This is a genomic window from Massilia sp. ST3, from assembly GCF_018119405.1.
Taxonomy (GTDB): Bacteria; Pseudomonadota; Gammaproteobacteria; order Burkholderiales; family Burkholderiaceae_D; genus Telluria.
Window position 1 is genome coordinate 1 of the sequence record NZ_JAGPWC010000097.1, and the last position, 14,491, is coordinate 14,491.

Consider the following 14,491-nt stretch of genomic DNA (forward strand, 5'->3'; position numbering starts at 1 on the left):
CGCCCCCCCCCCGCCCCCCCCCCCCCCCCCCCCCCCCCCCCCCCCCCCCACGGCATCAGCTGGCGATCCCGGCCCGCTCCAGCATCGCGTGCAGCAGCACATTGCAGCCGGCCTCCAGGTGATCCGGCCGCGCATCCTCGATCTCGTTGTGGCTGATCCCGTCCTTGCAGGGAACGAAGATCATGCCGGACGGCGCCACCCGGGCGGCGTAGATGGCGTCATGGCCGGCGCCTGACACCACGTCCATGGTCGAATACCCCAGTTTCTCCGTTGCCGCGCGCACCGCGTTCACACAGTCAGGGTGGAAGGGACAAGGCGGATAATACGACACCCGCTCGACCTCGATCGCCAGCCCGCTCTCGGAACGGGTCCTGGCCACGAAGGCCAGCATTTCCTCGTGCATGGTGTTGAGCAGCGCGTCGCTGACGTTGCGCAGATCGATGCTGAACTTGACCTGCCCCGGAATCACGTTGCGGCTGTTCGGGAACACCTGCACCATGCCCACCGTGCCGCGTCCGTAGGGTGGATAGCGGTTCGCGATCCGTACCACTTCCTGCATGATGACGGTGGCCACCTGCAGCGCGTCGCGCCGCAGGCCCATGGGCGTCGGGCCGGCATGCGCTTCCATGCCGTTCACCGTGCAGTCGTACCAGGACAGGCCCATCACGGCCGGCACCACACCGATCACCCTGCCGGCGTCTTCCAGCACCGGTCCCTGTTCGATGTGGGTCTCGAAATAGGCGCCGATGGGGTGGCGGCCCGGAACTTCCTCGCCGCGGTAGCCGATCCGCTCCAGTTCCTCGCCCACCGTTTTTCCCTCGGTATCGCGCGCCGCATAGGCGGTTTCCAGGCTGAAGGCGCCGCAGAACACGCCCGAGCCCATCATCACCGGCACGAAGCGCGAGCCTTCCTCGTTGGTCCAGAACGCCACCTCGAGCGGGGCCTCGGTCTGGATCCGGAGGTCGTTCAGGGTGCGCACCACTTCGAGCCCGGCCAGCACACCGTAGTTGCCGTCGAACTTGCCGCCGGTGGGCTGGGTGTCGATGTGGCTGCCCGTGACCACTGGAGGCAGCGCGCGATTGCGTCCTTCGCGCCGCATGAACACGTTGCCGATCTGGTCGACCGTGACGGCCAGGCCGGCCTCGCGGCCCCAGCGCACCACCAGGTCGCGTCCCTGGCGGTCGAGATCCGTCAGCGCCAGGCGCTTGACGCCGCCCTTCTCGGTCGCCCCGATGCGGGCCAGTTCCATCAGCGAGTCCCACAGGCGCTTGCCGTCGATACGCAGTTCGTTCATGTTTTCCCCTGTCGATGTGCTTGCGTAGTCCGCTTCAGGCGGCCGTCGCGCTAAACGCGGGCCGGTCGATGTGGCGGCCGGCGCCCTCCTCGGCGCGCAGCTCGCCGCGCTCGAATACCAGCTTGCCGGCGGCCACCGTATGTGTCGGGACGCCGCGCACCGTGCGTCCCTCGAACACGTTGAAGCCGCCCTTGGAATGCTGGGTCTGGGCCGAGATCGTGCGCGTGCCTTCCGGGTCCCAGACCACGATATCGGCGTCGGCCCCCGCCGCGACCAGCCCCTTGCGCGGGTACATGTTGAAGATCTGGGCCGCGTTGGTGGAGGTCACGCGCACGAATTCCGACGGGGTCAGGCGCCCGGTGCCCACACCTGCGTCCCAGACCACGGCCATGCGTTCCTCGACGCCGCCGCAGCCGTTCGGGATCCTGGTGAAATCGTCCGCGCCGGCCGCCTTCTGGGCCGCGCAGAAGGTGCAGTGGTCGGTCGCCGTGGTGTGCAGGTTGCCGCCCTGGAGACCTTGCCACAGCGCCTGCTGGTGGTGGCTGCTGCGGAACGGTGGGCTCATCACGTGGCCGCGCGCGAACTCGGGGTCCGGGTGGCGGTAGACGCTGTCGTCGATCACCAGGTGGCCGGCCAGGGCTTCGCCGTAGACGCGCTGGCCCCTGGCGCGGGCGCGCGTGATGGCGTCCAGCGACTCGGCGCAGGACACGTGGACGATGTAGACCGGCGTGCCCAGCACGTTGGCGATGGCGATCGCGCGGTTGGCCGCCTCGGCCTCGACTTCCGGTGGACGCGACAGCGGGTGGGCCTCGGCGCCGCGCATGCCCTTGGCCAGCAATTCCTGCTGCAGCTGGTAGACCAGCTCGCCGTTCTCCGCGTGCACGGTCGGGATGGCACCCAGCTCGAGCGCGCGCCGGAAGCTCTTTACCAGGGTTTCGTCGTCGGCCATGATGGCGTTCTTGTAGGCCATGAAGTGCTTGAAGCTGTTGACGCCATGCTCGCGCACCAGCACCCCCATCTCCTCATGCACCGAAGGATCCCACCAGGTGACCGCCACGTGGAAGGTGTAGTCGCTGGCCGCCTTGCGCGCCCAGCCGCGCCAGGTGTGGTAGGCCTCGAGGAGCGACTGTTTCGGATCGGGGATCACGAAATCCATGATGGTGGTGGTGCCGCCCGCCAGCCCGGCCGCGGTGCCGGTATAGAAATCGTCGGCGGTCACCGTGCCCATGAAGGGCAGCTGCATGTGGGTGTGGGTGTCGATCCCGCCCGGCATCACATACTGGCCGCGCGCGTCGATCTCGGTCGCGCCCGGCGGAACCTCCAGGTTCTCCCCCACCGCGGCGATCTTGTCGCCCACACACAGGACGTCGGCGCGGAAGGCGCGGTCGGCGTTCACGACGGTACCGCCACGGATGATCACGGTCATGGAATCTCCCTCGATGTAAGAATGGTGGGCGCCAGCGCCGGCGCCGAGGTGCGGCGGACCTTCATCATGGCGCCGTAGACCAGGGCCGCGATGGCGAGGCCCACGAACCAGGCGTAGGTATAGATGGTTTTGAAGCTGTCGCCGACGTCCGGGAAGGCCGCCGGGAAGGCGGCATGCAGGAAGCCGGGAAGATTGGGCAGCACGCCCAGCACGAAGGCGGCGACGGCGGCCAGGTTCCAGCCTCCCCGGTAGGCGTAGATGCCGTCGTCGCGGTACAGCTGCGCCACGTCCAGCTCGGTCCTGCGCACCAGGTAGTAGTCGACGATCAGGATGCCCGCGATCGGCCCGAGCAGGGCCGAATAGCCGACCAGCCAGGTGAAGATGTAGTTCTGGGTCGATTCCAGGATCTTCCAGGGCATCATGGCCAGCGCCAGCCCGGCCGTGATATAGCCGCCGGTCCGGTAGCTGATGCGCTTCGGCGCCAGTGCCGAGAAGTCGTAGGCCGGGCCAACCAGGTTGGCCGCCAGGTTGACGCTGACGGTGTCCACCAGCAGCACGATGAGCGCCACCAGCACCGCGATGCCGGTCATGCGGCTGGCCAGGTCGACCGGGTCCCACAAGGCCTTGCCGTACAGGACCACGGTAGCCGAGGTGACGATCACCGCCAGCGCCGCCAGCAGTCCCATGGGCAGCGGCAGCCCCACCGTCTGGCCGATCACCTGGTCGCGCTGGCTGCGGGCGAAGCGGGTGAAGTCGGGGATGTTCAGCGCCAGGGTGGCCCAGAAACCGATCATGGCCGTCAGCGAAGGCCAGAACACGGTCCAGAACTGCCCCGCCTTCTTGCCGCCTGCGGCGAATTCCGACGGACGGTCGAGCAGCGGACCGAAGCCGCCTGCCTTGTCGTACACCCACCACAGCAGCACGAAGCAGATCGCGATCTTGAGCGGCGCGGTATAGGTCTCGAGCTTGCGGATCGACTCGATGCCGTGCACGATGAAATAGACCTGGATCGCCCAGAAGGCCAGGAAGCAGCCCAGCTGGGCCAGGTTGATGCCCAGGCCGGCGATTGGTTCGCCGCCGATGGGCGCGCCGTTCATCACGCCGATCAGCGTGTAGATCATGCTGCCGCCGAACCAGGTCTGGATGCCGTACCAGCCGCAGGCGACGATGGCGCGCATCAGGGCCGGCAGCCTGGCGCCGCGGGTGCCAAAGGAGGAACGCGCCAGCACCGCGTACGGGATGCCGTACTTGGTGCCGGCGTGGCCGATCAGGAGCATGGGAACGAGCACGATGGCGTTGGCCAGGAAGACCGTGTACACGGCCTGCCAGCCCGACATGCCGGACTCGATCAGGCTGGCCGCCAAGGTATAGGCCGGGATGCACATCACCATGCCCACCCACAGCGCCGCGAAGTGGTACCAGTGCCAGGTGCGTTGAAAGGCGGTGGTCGGCGCCAGGTCGGCGTTCCACAGTTCGGAGCTGGGTGTCGAGTCCATGCTGGCCTCTCCTCGTTCTCGCTAGGCCGCGTCGGCGGCGGCAGCGGTAGGCGCTTCGGCCCGTGGATTACGCGGGTCCTGGGTCCAGTTCATGTACGGTTTGCCGGTCTGCTGCGGCACCATCGTGATGCAGGACTCGACCGGACAGGTGATCTCGCACAGGTTGCAGCCCACGCACTCCTGCTCGATGACCTCGTAGCGCCGCTGCTTGCCGTCGACGGCGCGCGCGATGGCCTGGTGCGAGGTGTCCTCGCAGGCCAGGTAGCACTTGCCGCACTGGATGCACTTGTCCTGGTCGATGTGGGCGATCACCTGGTAGTTCATGTCCAGGTATTTCCAGTCGGTGGTGTTCTGCACCGCCTTGCCCGAGAAGGCCGCCAGGTTGGCGTAGCCCTTGCTGTCCATCCAGCGCGACAGGCCGTCCTGCATCTCCTCGACGATCCGGAAGCCGTGCAGCATGGCCGCCGTGCACACCTGCACGCAGCCCGCGCCCAGGGCGATGAACTCGGCCGCGTCGCGCCAGTTGCCGATGCCGCCGATGCCGGAGATCGGCAGGCCGCGCGTGGCCGGGTCGCGTGCGATCTCGGCCACCATGTTGAGGGCGATCGGTTTGACCGCCGGGCCGCAATAGCCGCCGTGGGTGCTGGCGCCGCCCACCACCGGATAGGCCACCATGCGGTCCAGGTCCAGGTGGGTGATCGAGTTCACCGTATTGATCAGGGACACCGCGTCGGCGCCGCCCGCCAGCGCCGCCCTGGCCGGAGCACGCACGTCGGTGATGTTGGGCGTGAGCTTGACGATGACCGGCAGCCGGGTGTGCTTCTTGCACCAGGCGGTCACCATTTGCACGTAGTCCGGCACCTGGCCCACGGCCGCGCCCATGCCGCGCTCGGGCATGCCGTGCGGGCAGCCGAAGTTCAGCTCGATGCCGTCGGCGCCGGTGGCCTCGATCAGGGGCAGGATCGCGGCCCAGGGCGCTTCCTCGCAGGGCAGCATCAGGGACACGATCATCGCGCGGTCCGGCCAGTCCTTCTTGACCTGGGTGATCTCTCGAAGATTGATTTCCAGGCTGCGGTCGGTGATCAGCTCGATGTTGTTGAAGCCGATGACCTCGCGGTTCTTGCCGTAGTGGGCCGAGTAGCGCGAGGACACGTTGACCGCGGGCGGATCCTCGCCCAGGGTCTTCCACACCACGCCGCCCCATCCCGCCTCGAAGGCGCGGACGACGTTATAGGCCTTGTCGGTCGGCGGCGCCGAGGCCAGCCAGAAGGGATTGGGCGACTTGATGCCGCAGAAGTCGATGCTCAGGTCGGCCATGCTGCCTCCGTCTTCGATTGGATGTCGTGGTGGATCGCCAGCGCGGCCAGCTTGCCGTGCTGGACCGCCTGCACCGTCAGGTCCTGGCCCGGGGCCACGCAGTCGCCGCCCGCGTAGATGCCCGGCAGTGCGGTGCGGAAGCGCTCGTCGATCCAGATGCGCTCTCCTTCCCGGGACAGCTCGCGGGCGAGCGGCTCGCTGAAGCCCGTTTCGTCCATGCCCTGGCCGATGGCCTTGAACACGGCGTCCGCGGCGATCTCCAGCATGCCGCCGGTGCGCACCAGGCGGCCATCCTCCATGCGGGTCTGCTCGAAGCGCATGCCGGCCACCTTGCCGGCCTCGTCGAGCAGCACCTCCAGCGGCGCGGCCCAGGTGCGGATCTGCACGCCGTTGGCCTTGGCGATCTCGATCTCGTGGCCGGTGGCGCTCATGGCTTCCAGGCCGCGCCGGTAGACCAGGGTCACTTCCGCCGCGCCGAGGCGCTTGATCTGCACCGCCATGTCGATCGCCGTATTGCCTGCGCCGATGACGACGGCATGGCGCGGCACCGGCAGGCTTGCCAGGTCGCTGGCCTGGCGCAGGGCGGCGATATAGTCGACCGCCGCCATCAGGCCGGGCGCCTCCTCGCCCGTCAGGCCGAGGGCGCGGCTGGCGCCCAGGCCGATGCCGAGGAAGACCGCGTCGTAGCGCGCGTGCAGTTCCGCCAGGCTCAGGTTCCCGCCCAGCTTGCGTCCATGGACGATCTCGATGCCGCCGATGGACAGCAGGAAGTCGACCTCGCGTTGGGCGAAGTCGCCGGTCAGCTTGTACTTGGCGATGCCGTACTCGTTCAGTCCCCCGGCCTTCTCGCGCGCCTCGTAGACCACCACGTCGTGGCCCAGCATGGCCAGGCGGTGGGCGCAGGACAGGCCCGCCGGGCCGGCGCCGACCACGGCCACCACCTTGCCGGTGGCCGGCGCGCGCTGGAAGGGATGGCTGGCGAGATTGGCGTTGTCGATGGCGTAGCGCTGCAGCAGGCCGATGCGCACAGGTTCGCGCTCGGCCGGGTGGTTGCGCACGCAGGCGTCCTCGCACAGGATCTCGGTCGGGCAGACGCGGGCGCAGCTGCCGCCGAAGATGTTCGCCTTCAGGATGCCGTGGGCGGCGCCGTCGACGTTCTGGTCGTGGATGTTGCGGATGAAGCTGGCCACGTCGATGCCGGTCGGGCAGGCGCGCATGCAGGGCGCGTCGTAGCAGTACAGGCAGCGGGCCGCTTCGACGGCGGCCTGGCGCGCGCTGAGCGGCGGCGCCAGGTCGGTGAACTGGGCGGCCAGTTCACCGTTCGATCCCGCGGCGGGCGGTAAATGCTGGAGCGATTCGATCATGGGCATCCCTTTTCTCGATTGACCTACTTCATTTGCGGGAAAGCGAACTCCGGGCCGGCGCTGGCGCTGTCGGGCCAGCGCTGCATCACCGCCTTGTGGCGGGTGTAGAAGCGCACGCCTTCGGGGCCATAGGCGTGGTGGTCGCCGAACAGGCTGCGCTTCCAGCCGCCGAAGCTGTTGAAGGCCATCGGCACCGGCAGCGGAACGTTCACGCCCACCATGCCCACCTCGATCTTGCGCACGAATTCGCGCGCCACCCCGCCGTCGCGGGTGAAAATGGCGACGCCGTTGCCGTATTCGTTGGCGTTGATGAGTTTCACTGCGCTGCCCACGTCCGGCAGGCGCACCACGCACAACACCGGGCCGAAGATCTCTTCCTTGTAGATCGTCATCGACGGCTGGACATGGTCGAACAGGGTGCCGCCCACGAAGAAGCCGTTCTCGCAGCCCGCCACCGTGTGCCCGCGCCCGTCCACCACCAGGGTCGCGCCCTCCTCCACACCCTGGCCGATCAGGCGCTCGATGCGTTCCTTGGCGGCGCGCGTGATCACCGGCCCCATCTCGGCGCCCTCCATCATGCCGTCGCCGATCTTGAGGCGCGCCGTGCGCTCCGCCAGTGCGGCCACCAGGCGGTCGCCCGCCTCGCCCACCGCCACGGCGACCGAGATCGCCATGCAGCGCTCGCCCGCCGAGCCGTAGGCGGCGCCGACCAGGGCGTCGACCGCCATGTCCATGTCGGCGTCCGGCATCACCACCATGTGGTTCTTGGCGCCGCCCAGGGCCTGCACCCGCTTGCCGTTCGCGGAACCACGGGCGTAGATATATTCCGCGATCGGGGTCGATCCGACGAAGCTGATAGCCTGGATATCCGGATGGTCTAGCAGCGCGTCGACCGCCGCCTTGTCGCCTTGCACCACGTTGAACACGCCGTCCGGCAGGCCAGCTTCCTTGAGCAGGCGCGCATGCAGGAGTGAGGGGGAAGGATCGCGTTCGGAGGGCTTCAGCACGAAGGTATTGCCGCAGGCGATGGCCACCGGGAACATCCACATCGGCACCATCACCGGGAAATTAAAGGGCGTGATCCCCGCCACCACCCCGAGCGGCTGGCGCATGGCCCATGCATCGATGCCGCGTGCGATCTGGTCGGTGAACTCGCCCTTGAGCAGCTGCGGGACGCCGACCGCGAACTCGATCACTTCGATGCCGCGCGCGACCTCGCCTTGCGCATCCTGGAAGGTCTTGCCGTGCTCGCGCGTGACCATCGCGGCGAATTCGTCGGTGTGCTCGCGGCACAGCTGCAAATACTTGAACAGCACCCGCGCCCGCGCCAGCGGCGGCGTGGCGGCCCACTCGGGGAAGGCAGCGCTCGCCGCAGCCACTGCGGCGTCGACGTCGGCGGCGTCGGCCAAGGCCACGCGTGCGCAAGCTTCGCCGCGTGCGGGGTTGTAGACGTCCGCGCAGCGGGCGCCAGTACAGTCGGCCAGCTGGCCGTTGATGAAATGCGGGATCAGGGTCATCGGTTTCTCAATCCAGGTTTTTCAGGACGTTGGCCAGCTTGCCGAACAGCTCGTCGATATGCTGCTTGCCGAGGATGAGCGGCGGCGACAGCGCGATGATGTCGCCCGTCGTGCGGATCAGGATGCCGTCCGCGAAGGCCTTCTTCAGGGCGGAGTAGGCGCGCGCGCCCGGCTTGCCGGCGATGGGTTCGAGCTCGATGCCGGCCACGATGCCGATCGAACGCAGGTCGATCACGTGCGGCAGGCCGCGCAGCGCGTGCAGGGCGTCCTCGAAGTAAGGCTGCATCTCGCGCGCGTTGTCGAGGACGCGCTCCTCGCGGAAGGTTTCCAGGGTCGCCAGCGCCGCCGCGCAGGCCAGCGGGTGGCCGGAATAGGTATAGCCGTGGAACAGTTCGATGCCGGCCGGCGCATCCATGATGGTGTCGTGGATGTGGCGCTTCGAGAACACCGCGCCCATCGGCACCACAGCATTGGTGATGCCCTTCGCCACCGTCATCAGGTCGGGCTCGACGCCGAAATAGTCGCCGGCGAAGGGCGTGGTCAGGCGGCCGAAGCCCGTGATCACCTCGTCGAAGATCAAGAGGATGCCGTGCTTGTCGCAGATCTCGCGCAGGCGCTTCAGGTAGCCTTTCGGCGGCACCAGCACCCCGGTCGAACCCGATACAGGTTCGACGATCACGGCGGCGATGGTGGAGGCGTCGTGCAGGGCCACCAGGCGTTCCAGCTCGTCGGCCAGCTCGGCCCCGAAATCCGGTTCGCCGCGCGAGAAGGCGTTCTTGAGCAGGTTGTGGGTATGCGGCAGGTGGTCGACCCCGGGCAGCAGCGGTCCGAACTGCTTGCGGTTGGGGCCGATGCCGCCCACCGACAGGCCGCCGAAGCCGACGCCGTGGTAGCCGCGCTCGCGTCCGATCAGGCGGGTGCGTCCGCCCTCGCCGCGCGCCTTGTGGTAGGCCAGGGCCATCTTGAGGGCGGTGTCGACCGCCTCCGAGCCGGAATTCGTGTAGAACACGTGGCCGAACTTGTGGCCGGTGTACTCCATCAGCTGCTCGGCCAGGTCGAAGGCGGCCGGGTGGCCCATCTGGAAGGTGGGCGCGAAATCGAGCTGGCCGGCCATCTGGGCGACCGCCGCCGTGATGCGCGGCTGGGCGTGGCCGCAGGGCACGCACCACAGCCCGGCGGTGCCGTCGAGGATGGGGTTGCCGTCGACGTCCTTGTAGTACATCCCTTCGGCCGATACCAGCAGCCGGGGATTCGACTTGAAGTCGCGGTTATTCGTGAAAGGCATCCAAAACGACGACATCGACTGGGGCCTGGACTCGTTCATGGGATCTCCTCGCCGTAGCGGCAAATTTTTTACCAATTGGCAAAATACTGGTGAATAATAGACAGCAAGGCAACACAGGCAACAGATACACCACCGGCAGAAGCGACCAACCGTATCGGTAGCGATACCTGTACAGTTTCCAACCGTCCAAGGGAGCGGCGATGATGGAAGAAGCGGTGTTGACAGAGGATGTTTCGTGCGCCCCGGCAGCGCCGGCTGCGTGGCCGGCCCTGCGGATCGACCGCGGCCGCCGCGGCAGCCTGGTCGACCAGATCGTGGCGGCCATCTCGGCGATGGTAAGCGATGGCCAGTTGGGGGCCGGCGCCAAGATGCCCTCGGTTAGACAATTCGCAAAGTGCAATGCGGTCAGCACGTTCACGGTGGTCGAGGCCTACGAGCGCCTGCACCAGCTCGGACTGTTGTCCGCGCGCCGCGGCTCCGGTTTCTTCGTCGCGCGCAGCCTGCCCGCGCCGGCGCCTTCCTCCGCCCCAACCCAGCCCGGCCCCGCCTCGGAGATCGACGTCCTGGCCCCGGACCTGTACACCGGCCAGGCCGAGGCGCTGCCGGTCGGCGCAGGCTGGCTGCCGCCCGAATGGTATGGCGAGACCACCATCCTCGACGCCGTGCGCCATGCGATGAAGATCCCGGCCGGCCGCCTGCGCGGCTACGGCCACCCGCTCGGCTTCCCGGCCCTGCGCCAGCACCTGGCCGGCAACCTGTCGGCCGAACTGTTCCCGGTCGACCCCGACCAGGTCCTGCTGACCCATGGCGCCACCCACGCCTTCGACCTGGTGCTGCGCACCTTGACCAAGCCGGGCGACGTGGTCTTCGTGGAGGATCCCGGCTACGGCAACCTGCTGGCCCTGGTGCGTCACCACGGCTGCATCCCGGTCGGCATCGCGCGCGGCGCGCAAGGCCTCGACATGGAAGAACTGGCGCGCCAGGCCGCCGCCCGGCATCCCAAGCTCATGTTCGTCAACACGGTGCTGCAGAATCCCCTCGGCACCTCCCTCAGCCAGCAGGATGCCCACCGCCTGCTCGGCCTGGCCGAACGCTTCGACTTCTGGCTGGTGGAGGACGACATCTACCGCGAGCTGGCGCAGCCGGGAGAAGCCTCGCTGGCCGCCATGGACGGCTTGCGCCGGGTGATCCGGGTCGGCAGCTTTTCCAAGACCCTGTCGCCTGCGCTGCGGGTCGGTTCGCTGTGCGCCTCGCGTTCGCTGATGCCGGAACTGCTGCGCGTGAAGATGGTGGGCGGCCTGACGACTTCCGAGATCAACGAGCGCGCGGTGCTGGACGCCATCGGCACGCGCGGCTACCGGCGCATGGTCGAACGCCTGGCGCGCCAGCTCGACGACGCCCGCGAGAGCGCCATCGCCAGCCTGCGCGGCATCGGCATGGCGCCGCTGGCCCAGCCGCGCGGCGGCATGTTCGTCAGCGCCGGCTGGCCCGATGCACCAAGCCCCGGGCGCGACGGCCGCGCCATCGCCGACGCCGCCCTCAAGGCCGGCATCCTGCTCGCGCCCGGCGACTTCTTCACCCAGCGCCGGCCCGCCAGCACCTGGTTCCGCTTCAATGCAGCCTATGCAAGCGAGCCGCGCCTGCTCGACTTCCTGCGCGCCCAGCATTGAGGACCCCATGGACCTTCCCGTGAACGACAGTTCCCTCAAGCGCCGCGGCCGCGCCGAAGCCGCGATCCTGGCCGCCGCCACCCGCCTGTTCGCCGAGCGCGGCTTCGAGGGCGCCAGCATCGCGACGGTCGCCGAGCAGGCCGGCATCTCGAAGCAGAACCTGCTCTACTACTTCCCCACCAAGCAGGACCTGTACCGGCGCGTGCTCGACGACGTGCTGGACGACTGGCTGGCGCGCATGGCGCACCTGGCCGAGGCCGAGGGCGCGCCCGGCGAGGTCTTGCGCGCCTATGTGGCGGCCAAGCTGCGCTTCTCGCGCGAGCAGCCCTACGCCTCGCGCGTGTATGCGATGGAAGTGATCGGCGGCGCCAAGTTCTACGGCGACCAGATCCGCGCGCGCGTGGTGCCGCTGCTGCGGCGCGACATCGAGGTGTTCGAGCGCTGGATCCGCGACGGCCGCATCGCGCCGGTGAACGCCACCCACCTGCTGTTCGCGCTGTGGGCCATGACCCAGTCGTATGCCGACTTCTCCGCCCAGATGACGCTGGTGCTGGGGCGCGAGGAACTGCAGGCCTCCGATTTCGAGGATGCCGAGCGCACCATCGGCGAGCTGGTGCTGCGGGCGGTGGCCGCCGTGGCCTGACCGCATCCCGGCCCCCGCCAAGGCTGGGCCAGCCCATCGGTTACGATTTGGAACAATTTTGAATCGTGCATGCATATAGGTCGCATGTATGATTTTTGCATGAGCTACCATACCCATCCTCGCAAGACGCGCAGGGGCGGCTGACATGCGCATCGCCCTCACCCCCGACCAGATCCGGATGCTGGCGAGCCGCGCCGAGCGCCAGCTCGAGCAGGCGATGGCGGCCTCGATGCGCGAGTCGCTCGACAACCCCGCGATTCCGCGCGCCTGCCACAGCAGCGTGCACGACGCGGTGGTCAGCCTGGTCAAGCTGTACCGCGACCACGTGCCCGGCAAGGCCGACATCGCGACCCAGATCGCGCGCGAGTATGCCCGCGGCGCCGATCCGCTGGCGGGCGGCCCGAGCGTGGCCTCGGTACGCTCCATCCACGCGCTGTCCAAGCGTGTGCGCATCAGCGCCCTTTCCCAACCCGCGGCCGATGGCGAGAGCGCGGCCTAGCCCGGGCTTCGTGATTCGGAATCCGGCGCAGGTGCACCTTTCCTGTGTCATATCGCGCCGATCTGAGGCGCGCGGCTTCGAGACCGTTTCGTGATACCCGCGCGAATCGGCTTGTGCCCGGCGGACACCGCTCTAGACTGAAGGGAGCGCCACTGGCAGGGCCAGGGTGCATCCCATGCCCGACGGCGCGCTCCGCACCGGTTTCAATGCGCTACGCACCTCGAAGGCCCGTCCAGTGTCCTGAAGGAGCGAATCATGCGTATCCCCTACCTCGCCATCCCCGTGTCCCTGCTGCTGGCAGTCCATGCCGGCGCACAGACCACCCCCTATCCCTCCGCTACGCCAAGCTCGACCGTGCAGGTGACGGCGCCGGCCCCCGGCTACGACATCTGGCCGCACGAGCAGGAGCGCGTGACCGGCGCCTATGCCCTGTCGAACGGCTGGCGCCTGGCCGTGGAACCCTACCGCGACGGCATCGAAGCGCGCATCGACAAGCGCCGGCCGATCCGCCTGGTCGCCGTGTCGGCGGACCGGTTCGTTTCGCATGACGGCAACGTGGAAATGGAGTTCAACCGCGGCACGCACGGCACCGATATGCTGATGAGCTACATACCGGAATCGCGCGACCCGCGCCTGGCCCAGGTCATCGTGATCAAGGCCACCATGGCGCAGCGCTGAGCCGCCTCGGTACACGGCCTGTACGATGCGCCCGGATGGCGGCGGTGGCCGCCACCCGGGCGTGCGCACATGCGCGGCCATGCGGCCATGCGCGGCGTCAGTCCCCGCGCCGGGCGCGCACCAGTTTCATGACCACCCCGGTCTTGCCGAGCAGGGTGCCGGTGCCGTTGGCCAGCACGTAAAGCTCGCCCCGCTGGTCCTGGGCGAAGCCGAGCACCGCCAGCCCGAAGGGAACGCGGTTGACCGGGACCAGCTTCTCGACGCGGTTGTTGCGTCCCAGCACGAACAGGTGGCCGTTCGGCGCCGGCCCCGCCGTGCCGGCATAGTCGCCGAACACGTGGCGCCCCTCTAGGCCGCGCAGCTTGTGGCTGCGGTAGAGGTAGCCGCCAATGACGGCCACGCGCGACGCCGGCTGGCCCGCATCCGCGTGGTCGTACTGGGCGATCGGATCGACCAGGCCCGCCGGCAGGCCGGGACTGTCGGCATGCACGAATCCCGGCGCGGCCGGGCCGGCCGGGTCGAACAGGAAGCTGCCCTCCTTGATGCGCCAGCCGTAGTTGCCGCCGGCCGTCACCACATCGACTTCCTCGACCGCGTTCTGGCCGACGTCGCCCACGACCAGGCGTCCCGACGGGTCGAAGGACATCCGGAACGGGTTGCGGAAACCATAGGCGAAGATCTCGTCCGCGCCGGGCTTGTTCACGAAGGGATTGTCGGGCGGGACGCCGTACTTGCCGTTGGCGGCGTTGCGCCCCAGCGGATCGATGCGCAGGATCTTGCCCAGCACGTTGCCCGGCGCCAGGCTCTGGGCATTGCCCTCGGGTGCATGGCCAACGCCCTCGTCGTCGGCGCCGCCGCCGTCGCCCACCGACACGTAGAGCATCTGGTCGGCACCGAAGGCGAGCGCCCCGCCGTTATGGTTGAACTGGGGCTTGTCGATGCGCACCAGCTCGCGCGCGCTGCCCAGGTCGACCGCGCTGTTGCGCCGGCCCGGACGCTGGACCCGCCATTCGGTCAGCACGCTCTGGCTGTTCGGCGCCACGCCGGACGGCAGGGTGCTGAAATCGGGCCCAGTCCCAGCGGGACCAAGAGCTGGCTCACGTCGAGGAACAGTGCCGGCTCGCGGCGCCCGTCGTCACCGTCGCCGTCGCCGTCGCCCGGGACCTCGTCCTCGCGGCTGGCGACATGGATGCGCCACACCTGCCCGACCTGGTCGGCCACGTACAGGTGGCGGCGGGGGGGGGGGGGGGCCCCCCCCCCCCCCCCCGCCCCCCCCCCCCCCCACCCCCGGTTGGGGGGCGC

13 protein-coding genes are annotated in these 14,491 nt (G+C 68.7%); 4 read left to right on the top strand and 9 right to left on the bottom strand.

What is annotated here, in order from left to right; all coding sequences use genetic code 11:
• Positions 1-55: 55 nt before the first annotated feature.
• The 7 genes from KBW98_RS22025 to KBW98_RS22055 are packed head-to-tail and all read right to left on the bottom strand — an operon-like array spanning position 56 to position 9,738.
• Complete coding sequence (locus tag KBW98_RS22025) at positions 56-1,294, bottom strand: Zn-dependent hydrolase (protein WP_211522311.1); 1,239 nt, start codon at positions 1,292-1,294, stop codon at positions 56-58.
• A gap of 34 nt (positions 1,295-1,328) precedes the next feature.
• Positions 1,329-2,720 (bottom strand): dihydropyrimidinase, encoded by a 1,392-nt coding sequence (gene hydA / locus KBW98_RS22030; RefSeq protein ID WP_211522312.1) that lies wholly within the window; start codon positions 2,718-2,720, stop codon positions 1,329-1,331.
• Complete coding sequence (locus tag KBW98_RS22035; protein WP_211522313.1) at positions 2,717-4,216, bottom strand: NCS1 family nucleobase:cation symporter-1; 1,500 nt, start codon at positions 4,214-4,216, stop codon at positions 2,717-2,719. The genes hydA and KBW98_RS22035 overlap by 4 nt, the downstream gene beginning before the upstream one ends.
• Before the next feature lie 21 nt (positions 4,217-4,237).
• Positions 4,238-5,533 carry an NAD-dependent dihydropyrimidine dehydrogenase subunit PreA gene (gene preA, locus KBW98_RS22040; RefSeq protein ID WP_211522314.1) on the bottom strand — a complete coding sequence of 432 codons (1,296 nt, stop codon included), beginning with the start codon at positions 5,531-5,533 and terminating at the stop codon, positions 4,238-4,240.
• A complete protein-coding gene (locus KBW98_RS22045; protein ID WP_211522315.1) occupies positions 5,521-6,897 on the bottom strand; it encodes an NAD(P)-dependent oxidoreductase in 1,377 nt (458 codons plus the stop codon). The genes preA and KBW98_RS22045 overlap by 13 nt, the downstream gene beginning before the upstream one ends.
• Positions 6,898-6,920: 23 nt before the next feature.
• Positions 6,921-8,414 (bottom strand): CoA-acylating methylmalonate-semialdehyde dehydrogenase, encoded by a 1,494-nt coding sequence (locus KBW98_RS22050; protein WP_211522316.1) that lies wholly within the window; start codon positions 8,412-8,414, stop codon positions 6,921-6,923.
• 7 nt (positions 8,415-8,421) lie between these two features.
• Complete coding sequence (locus tag KBW98_RS22055) at positions 8,422-9,738, bottom strand: aspartate aminotransferase family protein (protein WP_211522317.1); 1,317 nt, start codon at positions 9,736-9,738, stop codon at positions 8,422-8,424.
• 176 nt (positions 9,739-9,914) lie between these two features.
• Between KBW98_RS22055 and KBW98_RS22060 the strand changes: the two genes are divergently transcribed.
• From KBW98_RS22060 to KBW98_RS22075, 4 genes are all read left to right on the top strand, one after another.
• Positions 9,915-11,369 carry a PLP-dependent aminotransferase family protein gene (locus tag KBW98_RS22060; RefSeq protein WP_373888991.1) on the top strand — a complete coding sequence of 485 codons (1,455 nt, stop codon included), beginning with the start codon at positions 9,915-9,917 and terminating at the stop codon, positions 11,367-11,369.
• 19 nt (positions 11,370-11,388) lie between these two features.
• Positions 11,389-12,012: a TetR/AcrR family transcriptional regulator gene (locus KBW98_RS22065; protein WP_373888990.1), complete on the top strand. Its 624-nt coding sequence runs from the start codon at positions 11,389-11,391 to the stop codon at positions 12,010-12,012.
• Positions 12,013-12,157: 145 nt separating this feature from the next.
• Positions 12,158-12,511, top strand: coding sequence for a hypothetical protein (locus KBW98_RS22070; RefSeq protein ID WP_211522319.1), 354 nt, complete (start codon positions 12,158-12,160; stop codon positions 12,509-12,511).
• A gap of 255 nt (positions 12,512-12,766) precedes the next feature.
• On the top strand, positions 12,767-13,189 hold the full coding sequence (locus KBW98_RS22075) for a hypothetical protein (protein ID WP_211522320.1): 423 nt from the start codon (positions 12,767-12,769) through the stop codon (positions 13,187-13,189).
• Positions 13,190-13,286: 97 nt separating this feature from the next.
• Here the strand turns inward: KBW98_RS22075 and KBW98_RS22080 are convergent, their stop codons facing one another.
• Both KBW98_RS22080 and KBW98_RS22085 read right to left on the bottom strand, forming a co-directional pair.
• Entirely contained in the window at positions 13,287-14,231 is a 945-nt protein-coding gene (locus KBW98_RS22080) for a PQQ-dependent sugar dehydrogenase (RefSeq protein WP_211522321.1), read from the bottom strand.
• On the bottom strand, positions 14,204-14,491 hold a 288-nt coding region (locus KBW98_RS22085; RefSeq protein ID WP_211522322.1), incomplete at its 5' end, for a hypothetical protein. The genes KBW98_RS22085 and KBW98_RS22080, both read right to left, overlap by 28 nt.

What these genes read in the sequence shown, in the direction of transcription:
- KBW98_RS22025 (WP_211522311.1), bottom strand. Translation starts at nt 1,294, where the DNA reads ATGAACGAACTGCGTATCGACGGCAAGCGCCTGTGGGACTCGCTGATG.
- hydA (WP_211522312.1), bottom strand. Translation starts at nt 2,720, where the DNA reads ATGACCGTGATCATCCGTGGCGGTACCGTCGTGAACGCCGACCGCGCC.
- KBW98_RS22035 (WP_211522313.1), bottom strand. Translation starts at nt 4,216, where the DNA reads ATGGACTCGACACCCAGCTCCGAACTGTGGAACGCCGACCTGGCGCCG.
- preA (WP_211522314.1), bottom strand. Translation starts at nt 5,533, where the DNA reads ATGGCCGACCTGAGCATCGACTTCTGCGGCATCAAGTCGCCCAATCCC.
- KBW98_RS22045 (WP_211522315.1), bottom strand. Translation starts at nt 6,897, where the DNA reads ATGATCGAATCGCTCCAGCATTTACCGCCCGCCGCGGGATCGAACGGT.
- KBW98_RS22050 (WP_211522316.1), bottom strand. Translation starts at nt 8,414, where the DNA reads ATGACCCTGATCCCGCATTTCATCAACGGCCAGCTGGCCGACTGTACT.
- KBW98_RS22055 (WP_211522317.1), bottom strand. Translation starts at nt 9,738, where the DNA reads ATGAACGAGTCCAGGCCCCAGTCGATGTCGTCGTTTTGGATGCCTTTC.
- KBW98_RS22070 (WP_211522319.1), top strand. Translation starts at nt 12,158, where the DNA reads ATGCGCATCGCCCTCACCCCCGACCAGATCCGGATGCTGGCGAGCCGC.
- KBW98_RS22075 (WP_211522320.1), top strand. Translation starts at nt 12,767, where the DNA reads ATGCGTATCCCCTACCTCGCCATCCCCGTGTCCCTGCTGCTGGCAGTC.